The organism is Rhodococcus sp. 15-725-2-2b, from assembly GCF_002259075.1.
Lineage (GTDB): Bacteria > Actinomycetota > Actinomycetes > Mycobacteriales > Mycobacteriaceae > Rhodococcoides.
In genome coordinates, this window is record NZ_NPFL01000004.1 from 22,961 (window position 1) to 43,688 (window position 20,728).

The following is a 20,728-nucleotide window of genomic DNA, read 5'->3' on the forward strand; positions in this document are numbered from 1 at the left end:
GGAGCAAGCTCGACCGAAGTCGGTTCAGACATCTTCGAGTCGAATTCCCTTGGTTTCCTTCATGAAGAAGCACGCGACACCGGTCATCGCGGCCAGGAACATGATGTACACGCCGAACACCCAGCCCAGATCGAGGCCGAGGAAGAGTTGGTTGAGATAGGGCGCAGTTCCGCCGAATACCGCCACCGAGAACGAATAGGCGAATCCGATTGCCTGCGTGCGGAGTCGGGTGGGAAAGCTCTCCGACAGTGTCGACGACAGGATCGAAGCCGGAACGGCGATGACGAGCAATGCAACCGTCGACGGGAGCAGCAACGTCCACCACTGCGTCGAGATCATCATCGTCAGCGGGATCTGCAGAACGAACATCAGCACGGCGAAGGCGGCCAGCATCGGCCGACGACCGATCGAATCCGAGAGACGACCGAAGAACGGCAGCGACACCAACGCGATCAACTGAGCGATGACCAGCATCCAGTACGCGGTGTCGGGGTTCATCCCACGCTGTGTGATGGCGAACGTCGAGACGTAGGAGGTCCAGGTGTAGTGCGCCGCCGTGATTCCCGACGTCATTCCGATCATCAACACGATCGCCTTCACGACGGTCTTGCGTGCGATCGGGGCCTGCTTCACCTTGTTCTGTTCCGAATCGAAGACGTCGCTCTCGTCCATGTTCTTGCGCAGGTACAGAGCGAACAGCGCCAGGAGTGCACCCAGCAGGAACGGGATGCGCCAACCCCATTGACCGACAGCAGATTCGGACAGGGTCGAGGTGATGACGCCACCGACCGTGTATGCCAGTGCCGAGCCACCGAAGATCGCGACGAACGCGACGCTTCCCCACATGCCTCGACGGTTCGGTGGCGCGATCTCGCCGACGTAGGAGTAGGCCGTCGCCGACTCGCCGCCGTGCGCGAAACCCTGCATGACGCGGGCGAGCAGCAGCAGTACCGATGCCCAGGCCCCGATCGCTCCGTAGGTGGGCATGATGCCGATCAGCAGGCTTCCGGCGGCCATCATCAGCATGGTGGTGACGAGAACGAACTTGCGCCCCTTCTTGTCTGCGATCCGGCCGAACACGATGCCGCCGAGCGGCCGCATCAGGAATCCGACGGCGAACACCGCCAACGTCGACAGCAGGGCCGAGACCGGATCGCTCTGGCTGAACATCGCCGCGGCGATGAACGGCGCGAACACTGCGTAGGCGCTCCACTCGTACCATTCGAGTACGTTGCCGATCGTGCTGGCGAACAACGACTTCTTCCGCGAGGAGATGTCCGGTGTCGAGCGGGTGTCGCGGGGTGATCCGACGGTCATGGGGTGCCACTTTCGCTCGAGTGAGTCTGTGCTGAAACAGGTTTGAGTGCTGCGCGACGAATCTTCCCGGTCTGCGTCTTGGGCAGCTCGTCGATGATGTGGATTTCTTTCGGACGTTTGTAGGCAGCGAGCCGATCGCGCGCGAAGGCCATCAGCTCGTCCGTGGTCACGGCCGGACCACTGCGGACCGACACGTACGCGACCACCGATTCCCCTTGATAGGTGTCGGGACGACCGACCACGGCTGCCTCGAACACCATCGGGTGTTCGTAGAGGGCGTCCTCGACTTCTCGGGGCCAGACCTTGTATCCGGAGACGTTGATCTGGTCCTTGAGTCGGTCGACGAGATAGACCCAGCCCTGTTCGTCGACGATCGCTACGTCCCCGGTGTGCAGGCGACCTTCGGGCATCGTCGACGCCGACGCCTCCGGGTTCTGCCAGTACCCCGAGACCACCTGCGGCCCGGACACTTCCAACTCGCCGGCTACTCCCGTTTCGGTGGGTAGCCCGGTGGGATCGAGTGTGCGCAACCGCACGCGAGGGAGGGGCAGTCCGACGGACAACGATCCACTCGACGCGTCCACCGGTGCCCGGAGTCCTGGCGGTACCGCGATCACGCCTGCGGTGGTCTCGGTCATTCCGTACGCGTTGTGGATGTAGCACCCGAACTTCGCCTCGAACGCGGAGACGGTGGCCGGCGGAATGGGTGCGCCGCCGGAGTACAGCGCCTTGACGGAGGCGAAATGTCTGCGGTCCGCGCCGGGGCTCTCGGAGATCGCGTTGAACACGGTGATGGATCCGATGGTGTAGGTGACTCGATGCTCGACGAAAGCGTCCAGTGTGACGCCTGCGTGGAAGCGGTGAGCGAACACGAGCACGCAGTCGCGCACCAGAGCCACAGCAGCATCGAGCATGGCCCCGGTGATGTGGAACAGGGGCGCGACGGCGAAGACGACGTCGCCGTCCTCCGTACCCGCACGCTCACCGAAGTCCGAGGCCGTCGCGAACGCGTTGGCGTGCGAGATCCGGGCCCCCTTGGGCGGCCCCGTGGTTCCGGAGGTGTATGCCAACAGCGCAAGATCGTCCGGCTGCGGTGCGGTGTCCTCCGGCATTCGACCGCGGTAGGCCTCGACGAGGCCGAGCATGTCGTTCTCGGGTGTGGGCGTGACCCGCGTCGTCGCGGCGAACACTCGCGGATCGTTGCGAGTCTGCAGATCCAGTCCGCTGGTGCTCACGAAGAACCGAATCGTACTGCCTTGCAACGAGGTTTCGAGCTCGCCGAGATCCGACTCGTCGCACACGAGCGCTACGGGCTCCGCGTCGTCGAGCAGGTGTCGCAGTTCTCGGTTGCGGTACATCGGATTCAGGATCAGAGCTACGGCACCGATCTTCCACAGCGCCAAGAACGTCAGTGCGTAGTGCGGAACGTTCTGCAGGTAGATGCCGACGCGGTCACCGGGATTCACTCCGCGGTCCGCGAACGCGGCAGCGAGAGCGTCGGAGGCCTCGTCGACCTCGCGGGCGGTGAGAACGGCATCGAAGTACGCCAATGCAGGCCGGTCGGGCGACCGGAACACCCGGGCGCGCCAGGCATCGAGGATGGTGAGGGGCATCGAGGACTCTTTCCATCGAACGTTGGCCTGACCGAGATCGACCGACCGAACACTCGCTCGGTCGATACTCGGTAGTGTTACGGATCACAACAGAAGTGTCAACCGGGTGCTTCCGGGACCACACCCGCCGCCCGGCCATCTACGGTGGGCGCATGACCGCGACATCCACCTGGCGAACGTACGAGGGCTCGAACCTCTCCCCTGCCTTGTCGTCGGCGTTGAAGACGTTCGTGGAACAGGGCTACCACGGAACATCGGTGCGGCAGATCGCAGCAGAAGCCGGACTGTCGGTTCCCGGGCTCTACCACCACTTTCCGTCGAAGCAGGCTCTTCTGGTGGGCATCATGGACGCGGCGATGGACGAGCTGTTGGAGCGAACTCGATCGGCCGAGGCCGGTGCCGGTACGTCGCCTAGTGACCGTTTCGACGCCGTCGTCGAATCGCTACTGCTGTTCCACATTCACAGGCGCGACGCCGCATTCGTGTGCTCGACGGAAATCCGCAGCCTGGATCCCGGGAACCGCTCCGCCTACATTGCCAAACGGGACGAGGAGCAACGACTGCTCGACGCGATCGTCGCCGCCGGTGTCGATGCGGGCCTGTTCGACACACCGCACCCGAGGGACGCCAGTCGAGCCGTGACGACGATGTGTGTCGGCGTAGCGACGTGGTATCGACCGGACGGGCCGTCGACTCCGAGCGAGCTGGTGGCGGTCTATCTCGACATCGCCCGTCGCACGGTGGGTGCCACGACCGGCGGGCACCGATAGCTACCCGGGGATCCTTGACCCGACCGACCGATTGTGCCAATCTTCCAGTGACCGAGCGAGTGTTCGGTCGGTATCGGAATGGGAGCGCATCGTGGCCATCGATCTGACGTACGACCCCGACATCGAGAAGCTGATCGATCGGACACGCACGTTCACCCGCAATCATGTGCTTCCCATCGAAGACCGATTCCTGGGCAACGTCGCCGACGCCGGAGGTGACGAACTACGCATCGAGATGCAGGCGGCCGCCAAGGACGCAGGCGTGTTCGCGCCGCACGCGCCGGTCGAGTACGGCGGCCACGGGCTGTCGATGAGCGACCGGGCACCGGTGTTCGAGGAAGCCGGATACTCGCTGTTCGGTCCGATCGCCCTCAACCTCGGAGCCCCCGACGAAGGCAACGTGCACATGCTCGCTCACATCGCGTCGGCAGCGCAGAAAGAGCAGTTTCTCGCTCCGCTCGCGCGCGGCGACGTGCGGTCGGCTTTCGCGATGACCGAACCCGCGCCGGGTGCCGGTTCCGATCCCGCGGCACTCACCACCGCCGCCGAGCGAGTCGAGGGTGGCTGGAAGATCAACGGGCACAAGTGGTTCATCACCGGAGCCGACGGCGCAGGCTTCTTCATCATCATGGCCCGCACCTCGGGCGCGCCCGGCGATCGCGGCGGGGCCACGATGTTCCTGGCACCCGCCGACACCGCGGGAATCAGGGTCGGCCGACACATCGGTACTTTGGACAAAGCGATGATCGGCGGTCACTGCGAGGTGTTCTTCGAGAACGCGTTCGTGCCCGACGAGAACGTGCTCGGTGCCGTCGACGAGGGATTCGCGTACGCCCAGGTTCGATTGGGCCCTGCCCGGATGACGCACGTGATGCGCTGGCTCGGAGCCTCCCGCCGTGCGCACGACATCGCCGTCGCGCAGGTTGCCCGGCGCGAGGGATTCGGCGGAAAGCTCGGAGACCTCGGCATGGTGCAGAAGATGGTCGCGGACAACGAGATCGACATCGCGGCCACCAGGGCGCTGCTGACGGTGGCGTGCTTCGAGTTGGATCGAGGTGGGCACGCGGCCAACGAGACGTCGATCGCGAAGACGTTCGCTGCCGAGGCCATCTTCCGTATCGTCGACCGCAGTATCCAGATGTGCGGCGGTCTCGGGGTTTCCGACGATCTTCCGTTGGCCAGGCTCTCCCGCGAAGTACGCCCGTTCCGGGTCTACGACGGCCCGTCCGAGGTACACCGGTGGGCCATCGCCAAGCGGACGATCGGTGCTGCCAAGCGCGCAGCGCGGGAGGCACAGGCGTGAGCGAACTGCCCGGTATGAATCTCGTTGCGCTGGAGAGGTTTCTTCGAGAACACGGAATCGACGTCGACGGCGCATTGTCGGTCGAGATGATCAGCGGCGGTCGGTCCAATCTCACCTACCGGGCGTACGACGACACCTCGACCTGGGTCGTCCGTCGACCTCCAACCAGTGGGCTGACGCCCTCCGCGCACGACATGGCCCGGGAATGGGCCGTCACCGAGGCGCTGGCGGGCACCGATGTACCGGTCGCTCGAACCGTCGCGTTCGACCGAGACGGTTCCACGTTGGGTGCGCCCATGACCGTCGTGGAGTTCGTCCCCGGCCGAGTGGTCCGCACGCGGGAAGATCTCGACGATCTGACGGACGAGCAGGTCGCTGCCAACGCCGCGGAGCTGGTTCGAGTTCTCGCGCGACTGCATGCGGTGGATCCGGACGCCGTCGGCCTGGGTACCTTCGGCCGACCCGACGGTTTCGTCGCGCGGCAGGTCGCCACGTGGGCTCGGCAGTGGGACCGAGTCAAGACTCGCGACCTGCCCGATGTCGACCGATTGCATCGCGCGCTCGAAGCGGCGGTACCGGCGGGATCTGCGTCGTCCATCGTGCACGGCGACTATCGTGTCGACAACACCATTCTCGACGCCGATGACGTCGGTTCCGTTGCTGCGGTTGTGGACTGGGAGATGTCGACGCTCGGTGATCCCCTGACCGACGTCGCACTGATGTGCATCTACCGCCAACCGGTCTTCGATGCGGTCCTCGGCGCAGACGCTGCATGGACGAGCGATCGATACCCGTCCGCGGCGGACCTCGCACAACACTACGCAGTGGAATCCGGTCGAGAACTTCATGATTGGGGCTTCTACCTCGCCTTGGCCAATTTCAAGCTCGGAGTGATCGGTGAGGGAATCACCCACCGCGCGCTGTCGGGCTCCGACACCGGGGCCGGTGCAGGCAATGCCGCGGAGGCCACCGGGGAGTTCATCGCGGCCGGGCTACGGGCACTCGCAGGAGCCACCGACTGACGCGAAAACCACTGTCAGGCGGGCTCTCTCATCACACCGACGTGACGGACGGTGTCCGACACACCCGGGAGTTCCCGAGGCTCGGACCAGGTGTTCAACCCGTCGGTGCTGTCGGAGTAGAAGTACTTTCGGTTGGTGTAGTCGTCGTAGTACAACCGCCATGTACCGTCGGGTAATTCGATGACGGTCGGACCTTCTTTCAGTGGCCCGAAATCGCGGCTGGGGACGAGGGTGTACGGACCGATCGACGACGGCGCCGTCCAGTGTTCGATGACCTTGTGGGTCTCGTTCTTGGTGAACGCGTGATAGGTCGGCCCCACTTTCACCACAGTGGTGTCGATGTGGTCGGCTCCGATGCCGACGAACGGAACCGGAAAGCTCCACATCCTCAGGCCCGGATCCAGGGCCGTCATCAGATACGGCACGAACCCACCGCCGGTGGACAGCGACACGATGACGCTGACACGGTCTCCCTCGACGAACCACTCCGGTGCCCACGCCTTCGTGGTGAACGGAGACAACGACGGTCCGTCCGAGAAGCCGGCCGATCCGCTGAACCCGGATGGGCTGGCCGAGCCGGTACCGGCTCCGGTGCCCGGGAGGAAAGCGCAGCAGAACGGAATCGGGAAGTTCTGCAGGAACGTCCAGTTCACGCGGTCACTGCTGCGCGCGAAGCCGATGTTCGCACCGCCGCCGGTCGTGTACGTCACGTAGTACATACCGTCGGTGTGCCGGAATATGCTCGCGTCACGCACGACTCCGGACGGGGGTCGGTACGCCGCTGTCTGCAGCGCTGTGAAATCGGTGCCGTCGCCGGATTCGTAGACATCCATGTCTCGATCGCTGTCGTTACCGAACGCCACCATCGTGTAGCGCCACACAGAGGGTGCAGCGGCACCGGTTCCTGCAGCAGAGAACAGCAACCCGGCGACCGCCAGGATCACCATGGGTACGACGAGAAGGAACCTGCGCGCGGTCGATATCACCGACGAAGTATGCCCGAGTCGCACGCACCATGCGTACCTTCGGTAACAGAAACAACAGATTGCTACCGATGTTGTTATGAATGCGAAATGTACTGCGTGATCGGCTTGGCCTGGTACATCTCGTGATCGGCATCGTCGAGTATGTCCAGGGCACTTCGGGTGTCGTCGCGGTCGACGGTCACGCCGCCGATGCTCGCAGTCACCGTCAACACCCGCCCCGCGACCGTGATCGGTGTGGCGAGTTCGGCGCGTACGTCGTCGGCCTCGGTCCCCACACAGTGCGAAACGACGGCCACGAACTCGTCGCCTCCGATACGCCCCACGAAGGCCTCGGCCGGAAGGGCTCGCGTCAGACGGTCTGCGACCACACCCAGAACGGCGTCGCCGACGGTGTGACCGTACAGATCGTTGATGGTCTTGAAGTTGTCGAGGTCGATGAACAGCACGGCCATCGAGTCCTCGCGATCGGACTCGGCCAACTGCTCGTCCAGACGAGCCAGGATCAACGGCCTGTTCGGCAGGCCGGTCAGGTCGTCGTGTGTGGCCGCATGCTCGAGCTTCATGCTCATCCGATAGGTGTCGGTGATGTCGACGAACGTCGCGACGACCGAGGGGGTCGGGTCGGATGCGTTGAGCATCGTCGCCGTCAAGGACAACCAGAAGTGTCGGCCGTCCCGGCGCCGTTCGATTCCGATCACGGCCTGGCAGGGTTGTCCGGTCTTGCTGGTGACGGCGACCGGGTGCTCGTGCGGCTCGATCGGCCCCTCGTCGGTGCCGTACACGCGAAACGGAAGGACCGACGCCTGTCCTGCCGTCGCCATTCCGACCTGAATGTCGAGAATCGTCTTCGCTGCGAGGTTCGCCGATTCGATGCGGCCGGAGTGATCGAGGACCACCACCCCCGCCTCCAGCGATTCCACGACGGCGGTGAAGTGTTCCTCGACTCTGCGCACCGCGCTCTGGTCGGCACAGACCAACACGTAACCGTCGGGCATCTGGGCTGCGGAGACCATCACGGCCAGCGCCGATCCGTCCGCGTGCCGATGCGACTCGCACAGCCGACCACCGAGACCGAGAATGGCCGCCGGATCGCACGGCACCCCCACCGCATGCGAGACGCTACGCCCGAGTACGTCCTCGGCCGGTCGTCCGTAGACCGACTCGGCGGCGGGATTCCAACTCGACACCAGACCGTCGGCGGATACCCCGATGATGGCGTCGCTGACGTGCTCGACCAGTGCAGCTTGCTTCTGCAGCGCCCTCTGCGCAGCCTTGTGCTCGGTGAGATCCCGAAGTATCACCTGGTACGCCGGCTCGCCGTTCCACACCGTGCGAACCGACACCGCTTCCATTGTCAGGACCGTCCCGTCCAGGGCCAGTACCGTCGCCTCCGACGCTGCACTGGCGGTGCCGTGCCTGTCGAGGGCGGCGATCCGTTCGAGCATGGGCCCAACGGACTCGGGGGCGATGAACGCCGTGATCGGGCGGCCGATGACGTCGGCGGCACTCCGGGCACGGAGATACTTCAGTCCGGCGGGGTTGAGGTAGACCATCACGCCTCGTCGGTGGACTCCGATCGCATCCGGTGAATGTTCGACGAGAACCCGATATCGATCCGCCAGTCCTGGCGACGCGGCACGTGAATCAGGGTCGCCGACGCTGTTGCGCTCCCCTGATTCCATGCTCGGTCCTCGCGTTCGTAGACGGACGGTCAACACCCGATTGAACCACCTACCGAGGCACCTCTGGAGTGTACCGCCCGATTCGGGCGCTATGCCTCTTTCTCGGCTGGACCCGGTGCCGGTTTACCGGGCTAAATCGAGGAGTGAGCCGAATCCGGTTCGCGTACCTCGAAAAGAAATGGATTTCGACGATGAGCTCTCATGGCATCGACATCACCGGGATCGGCGCACTGTCCGGCTACGGCTGGGGCGCATCCGCACTGTGGGACGGCCTCTTCACCGGCAAGGCGGCGGCCACCCTGCACCACGACCAGACCAGACCCGGGCACAATCCGGTGTGGCTCGCGAAAGTTCCCGACGGCGGGGACGAGAACGACGGATCGAGTCGATTCGGGCGTGCACTTCGCGGGGCCGCACGCGAAGCCGTCGAAGATGCGTTGGCGCGTGGCTGGCAGCCGGGTCGACGGGTGGGTCTGATCCATGCCGTCGTCCTGGGTGAAGTGGACGAGTGGCGCAACTTCTATCTGCGCGACGGCGGAGAACGCCGTGTTCGGGACTACCTGACGCTGATGCCGTCTACCCCGGTGTCACTGTTGATGCAGGAATACGGCTTTCACGGCCCGGCGATGAACGTCTCGGCGATGTGCGCGTCGGGCAACGCCGGTCTGCTCACCGCCAAGATGTGGCTCGATACGGCATTCGTCGACGACGTGGTGTTCGTCGCCACGGATCTGTCCCTGACTCCGGAGAACATCGACCACTTCGTCAAGCTCGGCGTCGGTGTCGTGGACGTGGAGCCGCAGGAAGGCTGCCGGCCGTTCCAAGAAGGTAGCCGCGGTTTCGGAATGGGCGAGGCCGCAACGGCATTCGTACTGTCGACGCGCAGTTCGGCGTCGTACGCACGGGTGCTGGGCGGTTCGATGACACATGACGCGTTTCACGCCACCTCGATCGACCCTGCGCTCACCCAGGTGCGGGACTGCTTCGAGCAGGCCTTGGCCGACGCCGACGTCACTGCCGAGCAGGTGCGGTATCTCAACGCCCACGGACCCGGCACCGCGCAGTGCGATGCAGCGGAAACCACCATGTTGGAGACGGTGCTGGACTCCCACGCGCAGGTGTATTCGGTGAAGCCGTTGACCGGACATTGCCAAGGCGCGGCGTCGGCGATCGAAACCATCTCTGCGGTGATGGGATTCGAGCGTGGACTCGTGCCCGCAGCCCCGCAGGTATCCGATGCGCACCCGTTGCTGCTCGACGGTTTCACCGCTGCGGAGCCCGGCTTGACCGTCAAATCGTCCCTGGGAATGGGCGGACACAACTCGGTGGTGGTGCTGGCACCGGCGTGAGTGGTGCTCGAGAGTCCGGCCGCCCGTACGGTCACGGGCGGTCGGACACCCGAACTATTCGATTCGGGCTCAGCTCCGAATACTCGATGCCGGCGATGTTCGGGCGAATGCACGAGAATAGTTGGGCGGGAACCGGAGTGGCTCGCCGAGCGCACGCGCCGCGTGCTGCGCCCAGTTCGGGTTGCGCAAGATCTCCCGTGCCAGGAACACCGCGTCGGCATCACCCGAGTCGACGATTCGTTCGGCCTGGTCCGGCTCGGTGATCAAGCCCACTGCAGCGGTCGGTATTCCGGCACGGCGACGCACCTCGGCTGCGAAACGTACCTGGTATCCCGGTTCCACCGGGATACGTGCGTCGGGAACGATGCCGCCGGTGGAGACGTCGAACAGGTCCACTCCGTGGTCGGACAGTGTCGAGGCGAGCGCGACGGTGTCGTCGAGCGTCCAGCCCGGCCGTGGGTCGTCGGTGTCACCGGCGAGCCAGTCCGTGGCCGAGACGCGGAAGAACAACGGCCGGTCCTCGGGCCATTGCCGTCGGACCGCGTCGACGACCTCGACGGCGAATCGCATCCGGTTGGCGAGGGTCCCGCCGTACTCGTCGGTGCGGTAGTTGGCAGCCGGTGACAGGAACTGGTGGATCAGATAGCCGTGTGCGCCATGGATTTCCAGGACGTCGAAGCCGGCGTCGCGCGCCAGTCCCGCGCTCGACGCGAAAGCCCGCACCACCTCGGCGATCTCGTCGACGGACAGAGCAACGGGCGGCGGCGAGTCACCGAACGCCACGGCCGACGGTGCCACCGTCTGCCACGTCCGGTCCGGCTCCGTCGACCAGGGCCGGCCGGTGGACGCCTTGCGCCCGCCGTGCACCAGTTGAATTCCGGCAGCGGTGCCCTGACCGTGCAGGAAGTCGATGATGCGACGGTGCGATTCGGCTTGGTCGTCGTTCCACAATCCGAGATCGAAGTCGCTGGCTCGTCCGTCCGGCATGACCGATGTGGCTTCCACCATGGCCAACCCCACCCCACCGAGCGCGCGAGCGGCGAAGTGCTGGAAGTGCCAGTCCGTCGCCACACCCGTTGCGTCGGAGGCGAACTGCATCATCGGTGACATCCAGACACGATTCCAGATCGTCGACGCGCGCAGCGTCAACGGCTCGAACAGTGCGCTCATCCCGACACCTCCGACAGAATCTCGAGGCCGAGGAAGTCTCGCCCGGCGTCGGCCAGTGCCGCTCGGTCGAGCCCGGCGTCGTCGACGAACGGTGCGACGTCGGACTCGGCCATGTCGAACGGGTAGTCCGTACCGCACAGGACCTTGTTCTCGCCCGCGTGGACACGCAGGAGCTCGAGCGCTGCGTGATCGTGCGTCACCGTGTCGAAGTAGGCCGCGCGAAACAACTCTCGTGGCGAGGCCGTGCTGCCCGCCCGAACGTCGGGACGTGCGTCCCAGGCGTGCGCCCATCGACCCAACAGATCGGGCGCACATCCGCCGCCGTGCACGAAACAGATCCGCAGATCGGGCAACTCTTCCAGGACACCACCGAGAATGCTCGACGCCACCGCCGTGGCCGTCTCCACCGGGTTGCCGACCAGGTTGGCAAGGTAGTACTTCGACCACTCGGGCCGGGGCAACTGCATCGGGTGGACCAGAACGGCCAACCGATGCGCCGAGGCCGATCGTAGGACCGAGCGCAGCACACCGACGTCGAGTGACCCGCCGCGGAGAACCGGTGGAACGGCAACGCCGACAAGCGTTCCGCGCCGGGCGATGTCTCGGATCTGTCGGTCGGCTGCATCCGCGTCGTCCAACCGCACCGACCCGAGGCCGGCCAGGCGTCCGGCCGAGTCCGTCACGACGCGGGCGAGTGCGTCGTTGAACGCGTCGGTGTACTCCCCCGCCGGAACCTCGGCGTCGACCGCGAACGCGAAGGGCGGGGCAGACAACGCGCGGAGACCGATGCCGGAGGCGTCCATGTCCGCGACGATCGCATCGACATCGCTCATCGCCTCCGTCCGGATGGACAACGGCACGTCGCCCAGGAAAAGGTGACCGTCCCGATCGCGCATGGCACCGAACGGAGAGTTCGGTGGTAGACCGAACAGCTCGGTGGGGAGCCAGTGGGCGTGGACGTCGACCAGATCGGTGCTCACGACGCCGCCAGTGGCAGTGGGTCGTTGGCCGAGTCGAGGTGTTCGACGGTGGTGAACACCAGGTCGGAGGAGCCGACGTTCTCGATGTCGTGCAGAAGGTATTCGCCTGCACCGAAGCGGAAGTGGCGGGTTTCGCCCGCGGAGTAGGAGACGTCGCGGGTAGTTCCGTCGAAGGTGTGTTGGCGGGAGGTGCCGGCGTTCACCGCGGTCCAGAAGTAGTCCAGAACGTGGCGGTGGGCATGCCACCGCTCACCCGGTGCCAAGCGGATCTCCCATACCCGGACGCGATCGTTCTCGCTGAGGAGCCTCGATCCCACCTCGCCGTCGTGGGCGTGGGCGTCGAACTCCGCTCGGAGATCGTCGGACCATCCCTCGAAGTTCTCGCCGACGAGTTTTCCCGCCAGTGGTAGATCGCTGAGAAAGCTGTTCGTGGTCATCGTGTTTCCTCTCGTGGTGTCTCGGCGTCGTGTCTCTAGCGACCGGGCCCGTACAAACCGAATCTCAGGTCCTTGTCACCCGGGGTCCAGGTGTTGGTGAACTGCGAACGTTCCCCCATCGCCTTGACGCGCGCCAACAGGTTGCTGCTCAGTTCCAGCTGGCCGGGTTCCCATTTCTCCAGCGCTTCGGCGATGTTGCCGACCGACGACGTGAGCGCGTCGCTCAAGGCCCAGGCGTCTGCCGCGGCTTTGGCAGTTCCTGCGGCTGCGTGCGGGCGAGCTCCGCACGCGGCGTCTCCGATGAGGGCAACGCGTCCGCTGGCCATCTTCGTCGCTCGTGAGTCCCAGACCACCTGAATGAACGGCGCTTCGGTCGAGGTGACCACCTCTGCGGCCGCCGGGGCGAGCAAACGCGTCGCAGCGTCGCGCATTTCGTCGATGTAGCGGTCCTGTACCTGGTGCGGATGAACCGACACTTTGCCCTGGAAACCTCGCTTGTCGGTGAGCATCTCGTTCAGGTCCGGACCCTCCGCGACGTTGCGATACCAGACGTAGTTCATCAGGCGGTCCCCGACGGCCGTGCCCCGTTCGCCGGGGATCGGGTACATGGTGATCTGCGAGTTCGGGACGATGTTGTAGGTGATCGAATTGTGCAGCAGCTCGGCGGTTTCGGGGGTGAGCACTGCCTCGTCCACGGTTCCGCGCCACCCGATGTAGCCCGAGTAGGTCAGCTCCACGTCGGGATCGATGCGAGCCCGGTTCGCCGACGTCACGCCGTCGGCAACGACGACGAGGTCTGCCGTCTCGACGCGACCGCTGACGAATCGGACGGTCACGGAGTCCGCGTCTTGGTCGAAGCCGCAAGCGAATTCGCCGAGGTGGTAGTGATCGCGTCCGAAGTCGGCGAGCAGCGCGCGGTAGAACGTTCCCCACGATGTGTGCGACCACGAGCGGGCGTCCCGATCGACGACACGATTACCGGCCTCGATGTACTGGACCCAATCCGTCGTCGTGCTGACGTCCTCGGGGCGTTGCGAGCTGCGCTCGCGGAACCACCGGAGGGTGTCGGGCTGCAGCACGATGCCGCCGCCTCGACCGTCGAGGTCCGACGGTGTGCGTTCGTAGACGTCGACCTCGAACCCGAGGTCTCGGAGGAGGAGTGCGGAGGTCAATCCACCGATGGACCCTCCGATGACGACTGCTCGTGATCCTGCGTAGACGCTCATGCCGACGTTCCTTTCACTGCGGAAGGTGCCGGCGTGGTGTCGGCGGTGTGTGGATGTATTGCATCGGTGGGAAGGGGCGCGTCGGTGGGCAGCGCTGCGTCCTTGGTCTCCGGGGCGAACGCCAGCCCGACGAGGGCGATCACGCCGGTGGACGCGAGTACCGCGGTGGCGATGCCGAGGTTGCCGCCGAACCACGACGTGGCGATGACGCCGGCCACGAGCGGCCCCGCGGCGGTGATGTAGCGACCGATGCTGTTGGCCAACGCGATTCCGCTGGCTCTCATACTCGGGGAGAACATCTCCGGGCCGTAGACGAAGTTGCCGGACAGTGCCCCGAAGAGCCCGAACCCGACGATGGGGATGACGATCAGGTACGTGGTGTACGAATGCTGGAAGGGGAACAGATAGGCGATGCTCACTCCGGAGATCACGAAGCTGACGAGAAAGGCCTTGCGTCGGCCGATCGCGTCGGCGAGGAACCCCCACGTGGCGTACCCGAGAATGCCGCCGGCGTTGAAGAGCATGGACGAGATGGCCACTCGATGATTCGCGATCTCGGTGGAGAGCGATTCGGCGCCGGCCATGGTGCGAATGATCTGCGGGTACCAGGTGGACACACTCCAGAAGGCGAGCAACGATCCGGTGGCAAGGGCGGTGCAGATCAGGGTGGCACGCAGATTCGGTGGAGAAAGCAGGCGGCGGAGAACGAACTGATCCTCCGGTCGCTCGATGCCCTTGTCCTTGCGTTGCTTTCGCCTTGCGATGACAGTCTTGATCTCCTCGGGCTCCGGGACGTAGCGGCGAAGAAACCAGACCAGGAACGCGGGGACGACGGCGAGGACCAGCATGAAGCGCCAGCCCTGGCTGCTGAGCATGCTGTACGCGAGTGCGGCGATGAAGAATCCGCCTGCGTACCCGGACATCATCACGCCACAGGCACGAGCGCGGTACTTGTTACGCCACACCTCGGCGACCAGGGCGGCACCCACGGGAGCTTCCACTCCCGATCCGAGACCGGCGATGAATCGGAGAATTCCGAGCTGCCACCAGGTGTCCGCGAACGCTGCCAGGGCGGTGAACAGTGCATAGGTGAGGATGCCGATCGACAGCACGCGCACTCGTCCGAAATAGTCGGCGAGGACTCCGAAAAGGATTCCGCCGGTTGCCCATCCCGCCAGGAAGAGTGCGACGGTCATGCCGCCGTAGAGTCCGATGTGCGCCGCGTCGACGTCGATCCCCGAGTTCGGAAGCAGGTCGGTCATGGCCGGTCCGAGCACCAGGGCGTAGAGGCTGCCTGCGAAACCGTCGAGGGCCCAGCCCATGGTGGTGCCGAACAGCACCAGCCATTGCACTCGAGTTATCTGTTGGCGCCAGCCGGGTTCGGCCGCGCTCGTTCGGTTCGTTGTCACGATGAAGTCCTTGGGTGTCGAGGGAAGGGATGATCAGTTCAGGCGGCCGGGCTCGTCGGAGCCGTACCAGTCGACGTCGTCGTCGGCGGTCCGCACCACGATGGTCTTGATCCAGGTGAAGTCGTCGAACGACTCTGTGCCGGCGTCTTTTCCGGCACCGGACTCCTTGACGCCACCCCACGGAAGGGACGGTTCGAGTCGGTGGTGGTCGTTGACCCAGACCATTCCGGACTCGATCGCTTCGGCGACGCGGTGAGCGCGTCCGATGTCGCGGGTCCAGACGCCGGCACCGAGTCCGAAGCGGTTGTCGTTGGCCATCTCGATCGCGTCCTCCTCGGTGTCGAAGGGGACGACGACTGCCACGGGCCCGAAGATTTCCTCCTGCGAGACGCGCATGGAGTTGGTGGCGTCGGCCAGCACGGTCGGCTGCACGAAGAAGCCGTCGTTCAGCTCTCCGGGAAGTTCGGGAACACTGCCGCCCGCAGCGATGCGGGCACCTTCGCCGCGTCCGATCTCGATGTACTCGAGCACCTTTCGGCGTTGGCGGTCGCTGATCATCGGGCCCATCTGGGTGGACGTATCGGCCGGGTCGCCGAGGCGGATCTTCTCGGCCCGTGCGACGAGTGCGGTGACGAACTCGTCGTACCGTCCACGCTGGACGAGGAATCGTGCGCCGGCAACGCAGGATTGACCGGAAGCCACGAATGCGGCGAAGGCAGCGCCCTCGGCTGCGCGGGTGGGGTCGTAGTCGTCGAAGACGATGACGGGCGTCTTGCCGCCGAGCTCGGCGGTGATACGGGCGAATCGCTTCGACGTGGCACCCGCGGCCGAACGTCCGGCCTCGGTACCGCCGGTCAGGGTGATCTTGGCGATGTCCTCGTGCTCGGTGAGCCTGACGCCTGCGTCCCTGCCACCGGTGACCACGTTGATCACACCTTCGGGGATGCCGGAATCGGTCACGATGCGAGCGATGGCGAGGGTCGTCAGCGGCGTGAGTTCGGACGGCTTGACCACCACAGTGTTTCCGGTCGCCAGAGCGGCCGACAGACTGCGAGCCAAAATCATGGCGGGGTGGTTGAAGGGGGTGATGATGCCGCAGACACCGAGTGGTGCCCGCTTCTGGTAGGTAAGGTACGGCCCGTCGCTGGGCAGCACCGCATCACGCTGCGCGGCAAGCAGTCCCGCGTTGTAGCGGAACCATTCCGGCACTCGGGAGAGTTGAGCACGCGTCTCGGTGATCGGTCGACCGTTGTTCTGGGTCTCCAGTGTGTACAGCGTGTCGCTCGCCGCTTCCAACGCGTCGGCCGCACGCAGGAGCGCCTTCGCTCGTGCCGTCCGGCTCATCCGCGGCCACGGTCCCGACTCGAACGCTGCTTTGGCGACCGCCACCGCATTGTCGACGTCGACGCCGACACCGTCGGGCACGGTTGCGATCGAGGATCCCGTAGCCGGGTTGACGATGGTGAGTTCGCGGCCGCTTTCGGCCGGAACACTTTTGCCTGCGATGTACATCGAGTGCTTGGTCATGTGAGTCTCGTTTCGTCTGTGCCGCTGCCGTCTGCGTCTATTGTGCGATCCACATCACAGCGTGACTATGTGTGTGCAAACATAAAAGAACGACTGCAATGTGCATCGGCCCATCGAGAAGCAGGACACACATGCCGACCGACCCCATTCACACGTCCAGTGCGCCTACCGCCTCCCTCGGCGTTCGAGAGCTTCCGGAATTACGCCGGTGGCTCGCGAGCGTTCAGCGGATCACCAAGACCGTGGCTACCGGCCGTCCGCTGACGGAAGTGCTGGATCTGATCGCCGACACCGCCGCCGAACTGATGGGATACGAGTTCTGCGGAGTTCTCATTCCGGACCCGACACGGCGAACGCTCGTGATCGAAGGGTCCAGCGGGCTGTCCGCTCACTACATAGCGCAGGTCAACGCCGACCGGCCGGTGCGCCTGGATCAAGCCGAGACAGTCGAGGCACCGTCGAGTACAGCGTTCCGGACCGGATCGCCGGTGGCGATCTCGGACATCGAAGCGACACCGCAGTTCGCCCCATGGGGTGGAGTGGCACGCGAGCAGGGCTACCGCTCCATGATCTCGGTGCCGCTGATGGAATCCGAGGGTGTGGCCATCGGAACTCTCAACTGCTACCGGCGATCCATCCACGACTTCGCCGGAGAAGAGATCGCCCTGCTCACCATGTTGGCCGACCATGCCGCAATCGCACTCACGACCTCACGCTTGCGGTCCGAGGAATCGAAGCGGATGGACGAGTTGGTGGTCCTCAACGACGAGCTCCACCAGCAGCGAGACCTGCTACAGAAATCGGAGGACATCCACCGCAGACTCACCGAGATCACGCTGCGTGGCGGCGGGGTTCCTGGCATCACGACGGCACTGTCGATACTGATCTCCCGCGCGATTCTGATCGAGGACACGCACGGGGCGGTACTCGGCCGGTCGAGCCGAACCGAGCCGTTCCCCGACGATCGAGTCCGAACGACGTCCGACAACGTCGATGGCAGCGAATTTCGTTGCCACTCGGTCCGTCTCGCCGAGATGGAGGTGGCGCGAATTTGGATTGCGCCGGGGCGGTCCCCACTGTCGTCCATCGAAGAACGCGCAGTGGAACACGCCGCTCTTGTCACGTCACTGGAACTTCTGCGCACCAGAACAGCGGACGAAGTGAGGTGGAGGTTGCACGGGGATCTTCTGAGCGATCTACTCAGCGGCGAGACCGAAGCGATGGGCACCGTTGTCGAACGCGCCGGGCGACTGGGCCATGACCTGACACTCGATCATCGGATGGTCGTCGTCGCGCTGAGCGGAATCGACCGGGCACTCGTCGACACGGCCCTTCAACGGGCGATCGGCCGAATCGACGATTGGGCCGAGACCATGACGCCCCAGCCGTTGTCCGCGGTGCACCACGATCGCATCGTCGTGTTGGTACCCGACATCGGGCTCACTCGGCGGGCGCGGGACGACATCGCCGAGAAGATCCGAGGACTCGCATCTCCCACCACTCCGAAAGCGGCTGCGACGTCGATAGAAATCGGAGTAGGGTCCGGCCTCGCGGACTACGCCCTCGCACACCGGTCCGCGGTGGGAGCGCTCGAGATGCTCGCGTTGACCCGCAGAACGGGTGCCTCGCTGTCGCTGGACGATCTCGGACTGGTCGGATTGCTGCTCCAGCTGGACGATACCGAGCAGCTCTTGCGTTACACGGACCGAGTACTCGGACCTGTCCGAAGGCATGACAGTGCACGTGGAACCGATCTGATGGGAACGTTGCGGGCATACCTCGCGTGCGGACTGCTGTCCGGCGATACCGCTCGCGCACTGCACATCCACCCCAACACGGTCGGTCAGAGACTCCGCCGAATTCAGACGTTGACGGGAATGGATCTGGCACGCCCCGACCACGCGATGGAGATCGCAGTGGCCCTGACGGTCGGCGACGTCGGCGAGTCCTCGCGTACGGGCTGAGCACTCGAGACGGGTACGAGCAGCAGATGTGGCCCTATGATGTGACACAGGACACTCGTGGAATGAGGTAGGGCGATGTGGAACTACATCTCTGGATTGCTGCGAATCGGTTCGCACGCCATCGTGTTGGAGCCGTCGAACCGCCCTCAGCTGTGCGCAATTTCGGGTTGGGCCGTCGCTCATGGAGCCAGAAAGGAATGCCTGCATCCTGTTCGGTTCACCGACTGAGCCTGCAGTTCGCGCAGCAGTGTCGAGGAACGGCCTTCAGATCGAGGCCGTTGCACCGCAGATTCCGCATTCCTCGAACTCGACCCGCTTCCACCGAGCAACGGGGACGAAGAACAGCGTGAATTGCTGGTATTGCTTCATGCGCGCCCACTGCGTGGTGTTGTGGCACCGCGGGCAGGTCCGCGTCGAGCCTGGGCCGACGTGTTTGCGCTTGCTGCCGAAACCGAAGAGTAGGAACATCACCCCAGCATAGGTGTCACGGACATCTGCCGAACTCGGCGCAGCACGGTCACCGTCGCGTTCTTCTCGACTGTGACCGTGCCGGCAGGGTTGGTGTCAGCTCGCGATCATGCCGTGTGGATCGATGACGAATTTCTGGGCGACTCCGCTGTCGAATTCGCGGTAGCCCCGCGGTGCGTCGTCGAGGGTGATGACCGTCGCGTTCACCGCCTTCGCGATCGAAACACGTTCCTTCAGAATCGCATTCATCAACTCGCGGTGGTAGCTCATCACCGGGCACTGCCCGGTGGCGAACGACAGCGACTTGGCCCAACCGGTGCCGAGGCTGAGCGACAGAGCTCCGCGCTGAGCAGCCTCGTCCACGCCGCCGGGATCGCCGGTCACGTACAACCCCGGGATGCCGATGCCGCCGCCTGCCGTGGTGATGTCCATGAGCGAGTTGAGAACCGTGGCCGGGGCCTCCTTCGACGAATCTCCACCGTGACCGCGGGCCTCGAAGCCCACCGCATCCACCGCGGCATCGACCTCAGGCACGCCGAGAATCTGTTCGATCTGATCCTGCGGTGCACCCTTGCCCACGTCGACGGTCTCACAGCCGAACGTTCGCGCCTGGGCCAACCGGTCGGCGTTCATGTCGCCCACGATCACCACCGACGCTCCCAGCAACTGCGCACCGACCGCAGCAGCGAGGCCGACCGGTCCCGCGCCCGCGATGTACACCGTCGCACCGGGTTTGACTCCTGCGGTGACCGCTCCGTGGAAGCCGGTGGGGAAGATGTCCGAGAGCATGGTCAGGTCGAGAATCTTCTCAAGAGCCTGATCACGATCGGGGAACTTCAGCAGGTTGAAGTCTGCGTACGGTGCCATGACGTACTCGGCTTGTCCGCCAACCCACCCGCCCATGTCGACGTAGCCGAAGGCCGAGCCAGGTCGATCGGGGTTGACGTTGAGACAGATTCCGGTCTTGCGCTCCTTGCAGTTTCGACACCGCCCGCAGGCGATGTTGAACGGAACCGAGCAGATGTCCCCCACCTTCAGGAACTCGACGTCGCGTCCGACCTCGACGATTTCGCCGGTGATCTCGTGGCCGAGCACCAGCCCCTCGGGCGCGGTCGTGCGCCCACGAACCATGTGCTGGTCACTGCCGCAGATGTTGGTCGAGACGACCTTCAGAATCACTCCGTGCTCGCACTTGCGTCCGACGTTGGCCGGATTCACGCCAGGGCCGTCGGTCAACTCCAGGCCCGGAAAAGCGATGTCCTGCACCTCTACCTTGCCCGGTCCTGCGTACGTCACTGCTCTGTTGTCTGCCATGAGTTCTCCTCTTCGGTGAGTGAGTTGCGCGACCGGCGGGCCGAGATCATCGAACTGATCGCGCATGTGGCCCGCATCACACCAGTATGCACAGGCGCGCATGCGAGCGCTGCGAGTAACTCCGATCCGGACATAGGCGGCAAGGACCACCCGAGACGAACGCATCGTGTCGGATCCGCCCACTTCGCGGT

17 protein-coding genes are annotated in these 20,728 nt (G+C 64.9%); 5 read left to right on the forward strand and 12 right to left on the reverse strand.

The annotated features are described in order from the left end of the window. Window positions 1-24: 24 nt before the first annotated feature. Window positions 25-1,317: an MFS transporter gene (locus CH306_RS01855; protein WP_045196129.1), complete on the reverse strand. Its 1,293-nt coding sequence runs from the start codon at window positions 1,315-1,317 to the stop codon at window positions 25-27. Further along, a complete protein-coding gene (locus CH306_RS01860) occupies window positions 1,314-2,930 on the reverse strand; it encodes a class I adenylate-forming enzyme family protein (RefSeq protein ID WP_094645497.1) in 1,617 nt (538 codons plus the stop codon). The genes CH306_RS01855 and CH306_RS01860 overlap by 4 nt, the downstream gene beginning before the upstream one ends. 152 nt (window positions 2,931-3,082) lie before the next feature. Here CH306_RS01860 and CH306_RS01865 point away from each other — a divergent pair, with 152 nt between their 5' ends. The 3 genes from CH306_RS01865 (at window position 3,083) to CH306_RS01875 (ending at window position 6,025) form a co-directional block, all read left to right on the forward strand. Continuing rightward, complete coding sequence (locus CH306_RS01865) at window positions 3,083-3,700, forward strand: TetR/AcrR family transcriptional regulator (RefSeq protein ID WP_032394273.1); 618 nt, start codon at window positions 3,083-3,085, stop codon at window positions 3,698-3,700. Between the two features lie 91 nt (window positions 3,701-3,791). Next, complete coding sequence (locus CH306_RS01870) at window positions 3,792-5,003, forward strand: acyl-CoA dehydrogenase family protein (RefSeq protein ID WP_094645498.1); 1,212 nt, start codon at window positions 3,792-3,794, stop codon at window positions 5,001-5,003. Further along, on the forward strand, window positions 5,000-6,025 hold the full coding sequence (locus CH306_RS01875; protein ID WP_094645499.1) for a phosphotransferase family protein: 1,026 nt from the start codon (window positions 5,000-5,002) through the stop codon (window positions 6,023-6,025). Before CH306_RS01870 ends, CH306_RS01875 begins: the two co-directional genes overlap by 4 nt. A gap of 14 nt (window positions 6,026-6,039) precedes the next feature. Here the strand turns inward: CH306_RS01875 and CH306_RS01880 are convergent, their stop codons facing one another. Together CH306_RS01880 and CH306_RS01885 are read right to left on the reverse strand one after the other, a co-directional pair. After that, window positions 6,040-6,972, reverse strand: a complete 933-nt coding sequence (locus tag CH306_RS01880) for an arabinofuranosidase (protein ID WP_094645500.1) — start codon at window positions 6,970-6,972, stop codon at window positions 6,040-6,042. Between the two features lie 113 nt (window positions 6,973-7,085). Then, a complete protein-coding gene (locus CH306_RS01885) occupies window positions 7,086-8,693 on the reverse strand; it encodes a sensor domain-containing protein (RefSeq protein ID WP_094645501.1) in 1,608 nt (535 codons plus the stop codon). A 191-nt stretch (window positions 8,694-8,884) separates the two neighbouring features. On the opposite strand from CH306_RS01885, the gene CH306_RS01890 reads away from it, so the two are divergent. Then, complete coding sequence (locus tag CH306_RS01890; protein ID WP_045196137.1) at window positions 8,885-10,042, forward strand: beta-ketoacyl synthase N-terminal-like domain-containing protein; 1,158 nt, start codon at window positions 8,885-8,887, stop codon at window positions 10,040-10,042. A gap of 69 nt (window positions 10,043-10,111) precedes the next feature. Here CH306_RS01890 and CH306_RS01895 read toward each other — a convergent pair whose 3' ends face one another. The 6 genes from CH306_RS01895 to CH306_RS01920 are packed head-to-tail and all read right to left on the reverse strand — an operon-like array spanning window position 10,112 to window position 16,776. Then, window positions 10,112-11,212 carry an NADH:flavin oxidoreductase/NADH oxidase gene (locus tag CH306_RS01895; RefSeq protein WP_094645502.1) on the reverse strand — a complete coding sequence of 367 codons (1,101 nt, stop codon included), beginning with the start codon at window positions 11,210-11,212 and terminating at the stop codon, window positions 10,112-10,114. Beyond that, a complete protein-coding gene (locus CH306_RS01900) occupies window positions 11,209-12,192 on the reverse strand; it encodes an amidohydrolase family protein (RefSeq protein WP_094645503.1) in 984 nt (327 codons plus the stop codon). The genes CH306_RS01895 and CH306_RS01900 overlap by 4 nt, the downstream gene beginning before the upstream one ends. Beyond that, window positions 12,189-12,629 carry a hypothetical protein gene (locus CH306_RS01905; RefSeq protein WP_094645504.1) on the reverse strand — a complete coding sequence of 147 codons (441 nt, stop codon included), beginning with the start codon at window positions 12,627-12,629 and terminating at the stop codon, window positions 12,189-12,191. The genes CH306_RS01900 and CH306_RS01905 overlap by 4 nt, the downstream gene beginning before the upstream one ends. A 35-nt stretch (window positions 12,630-12,664) precedes the next feature. After that, a complete protein-coding gene (locus CH306_RS01910; RefSeq protein WP_094645505.1) occupies window positions 12,665-13,855 on the reverse strand; it encodes an FAD binding domain-containing protein in 1,191 nt (396 codons plus the stop codon). Further along, window positions 13,852-15,264, reverse strand: a complete 1,413-nt coding sequence (locus tag CH306_RS01915) for an MFS transporter (RefSeq protein ID WP_306436766.1) — start codon at window positions 15,262-15,264, stop codon at window positions 13,852-13,854. Before CH306_RS01915 ends, CH306_RS01910 begins: the two co-directional genes overlap by 4 nt. Window positions 15,265-15,297: 33 nt before the next feature. Beyond that, a complete protein-coding gene (locus CH306_RS01920) occupies window positions 15,298-16,776 on the reverse strand; it encodes an aldehyde dehydrogenase (protein ID WP_094645785.1) in 1,479 nt (492 codons plus the stop codon). 146 nt (window positions 16,777-16,922) lie between these two features. Here CH306_RS01920 and CH306_RS01925 point away from each other — a divergent pair, with 146 nt between their 5' ends. Next, window positions 16,923-18,755 (forward strand): helix-turn-helix domain-containing protein, encoded by a 1,833-nt coding sequence (locus tag CH306_RS01925; protein ID WP_179272781.1) that lies wholly within the window; start codon window positions 16,923-16,925, stop codon window positions 18,753-18,755. A 264-nt stretch (window positions 18,756-19,019) separates the two neighbouring features. Here CH306_RS01925 and CH306_RS01930 read toward each other — a convergent pair whose 3' ends face one another. After that, complete coding sequence (locus CH306_RS01930) at window positions 19,020-19,223, reverse strand: zinc-ribbon domain-containing protein (protein WP_094645507.1); 204 nt, start codon at window positions 19,221-19,223, stop codon at window positions 19,020-19,022. A gap of 96 nt (window positions 19,224-19,319) precedes the next feature. After that, on the reverse strand, window positions 19,320-20,537 hold the full coding sequence (gene fdhA / locus CH306_RS01935; protein WP_094645786.1) for a formaldehyde dehydrogenase, glutathione-independent: 1,218 nt from the start codon (window positions 20,535-20,537) through the stop codon (window positions 19,320-19,322). Window positions 20,538-20,728: the final 191 nt, after the last annotated feature.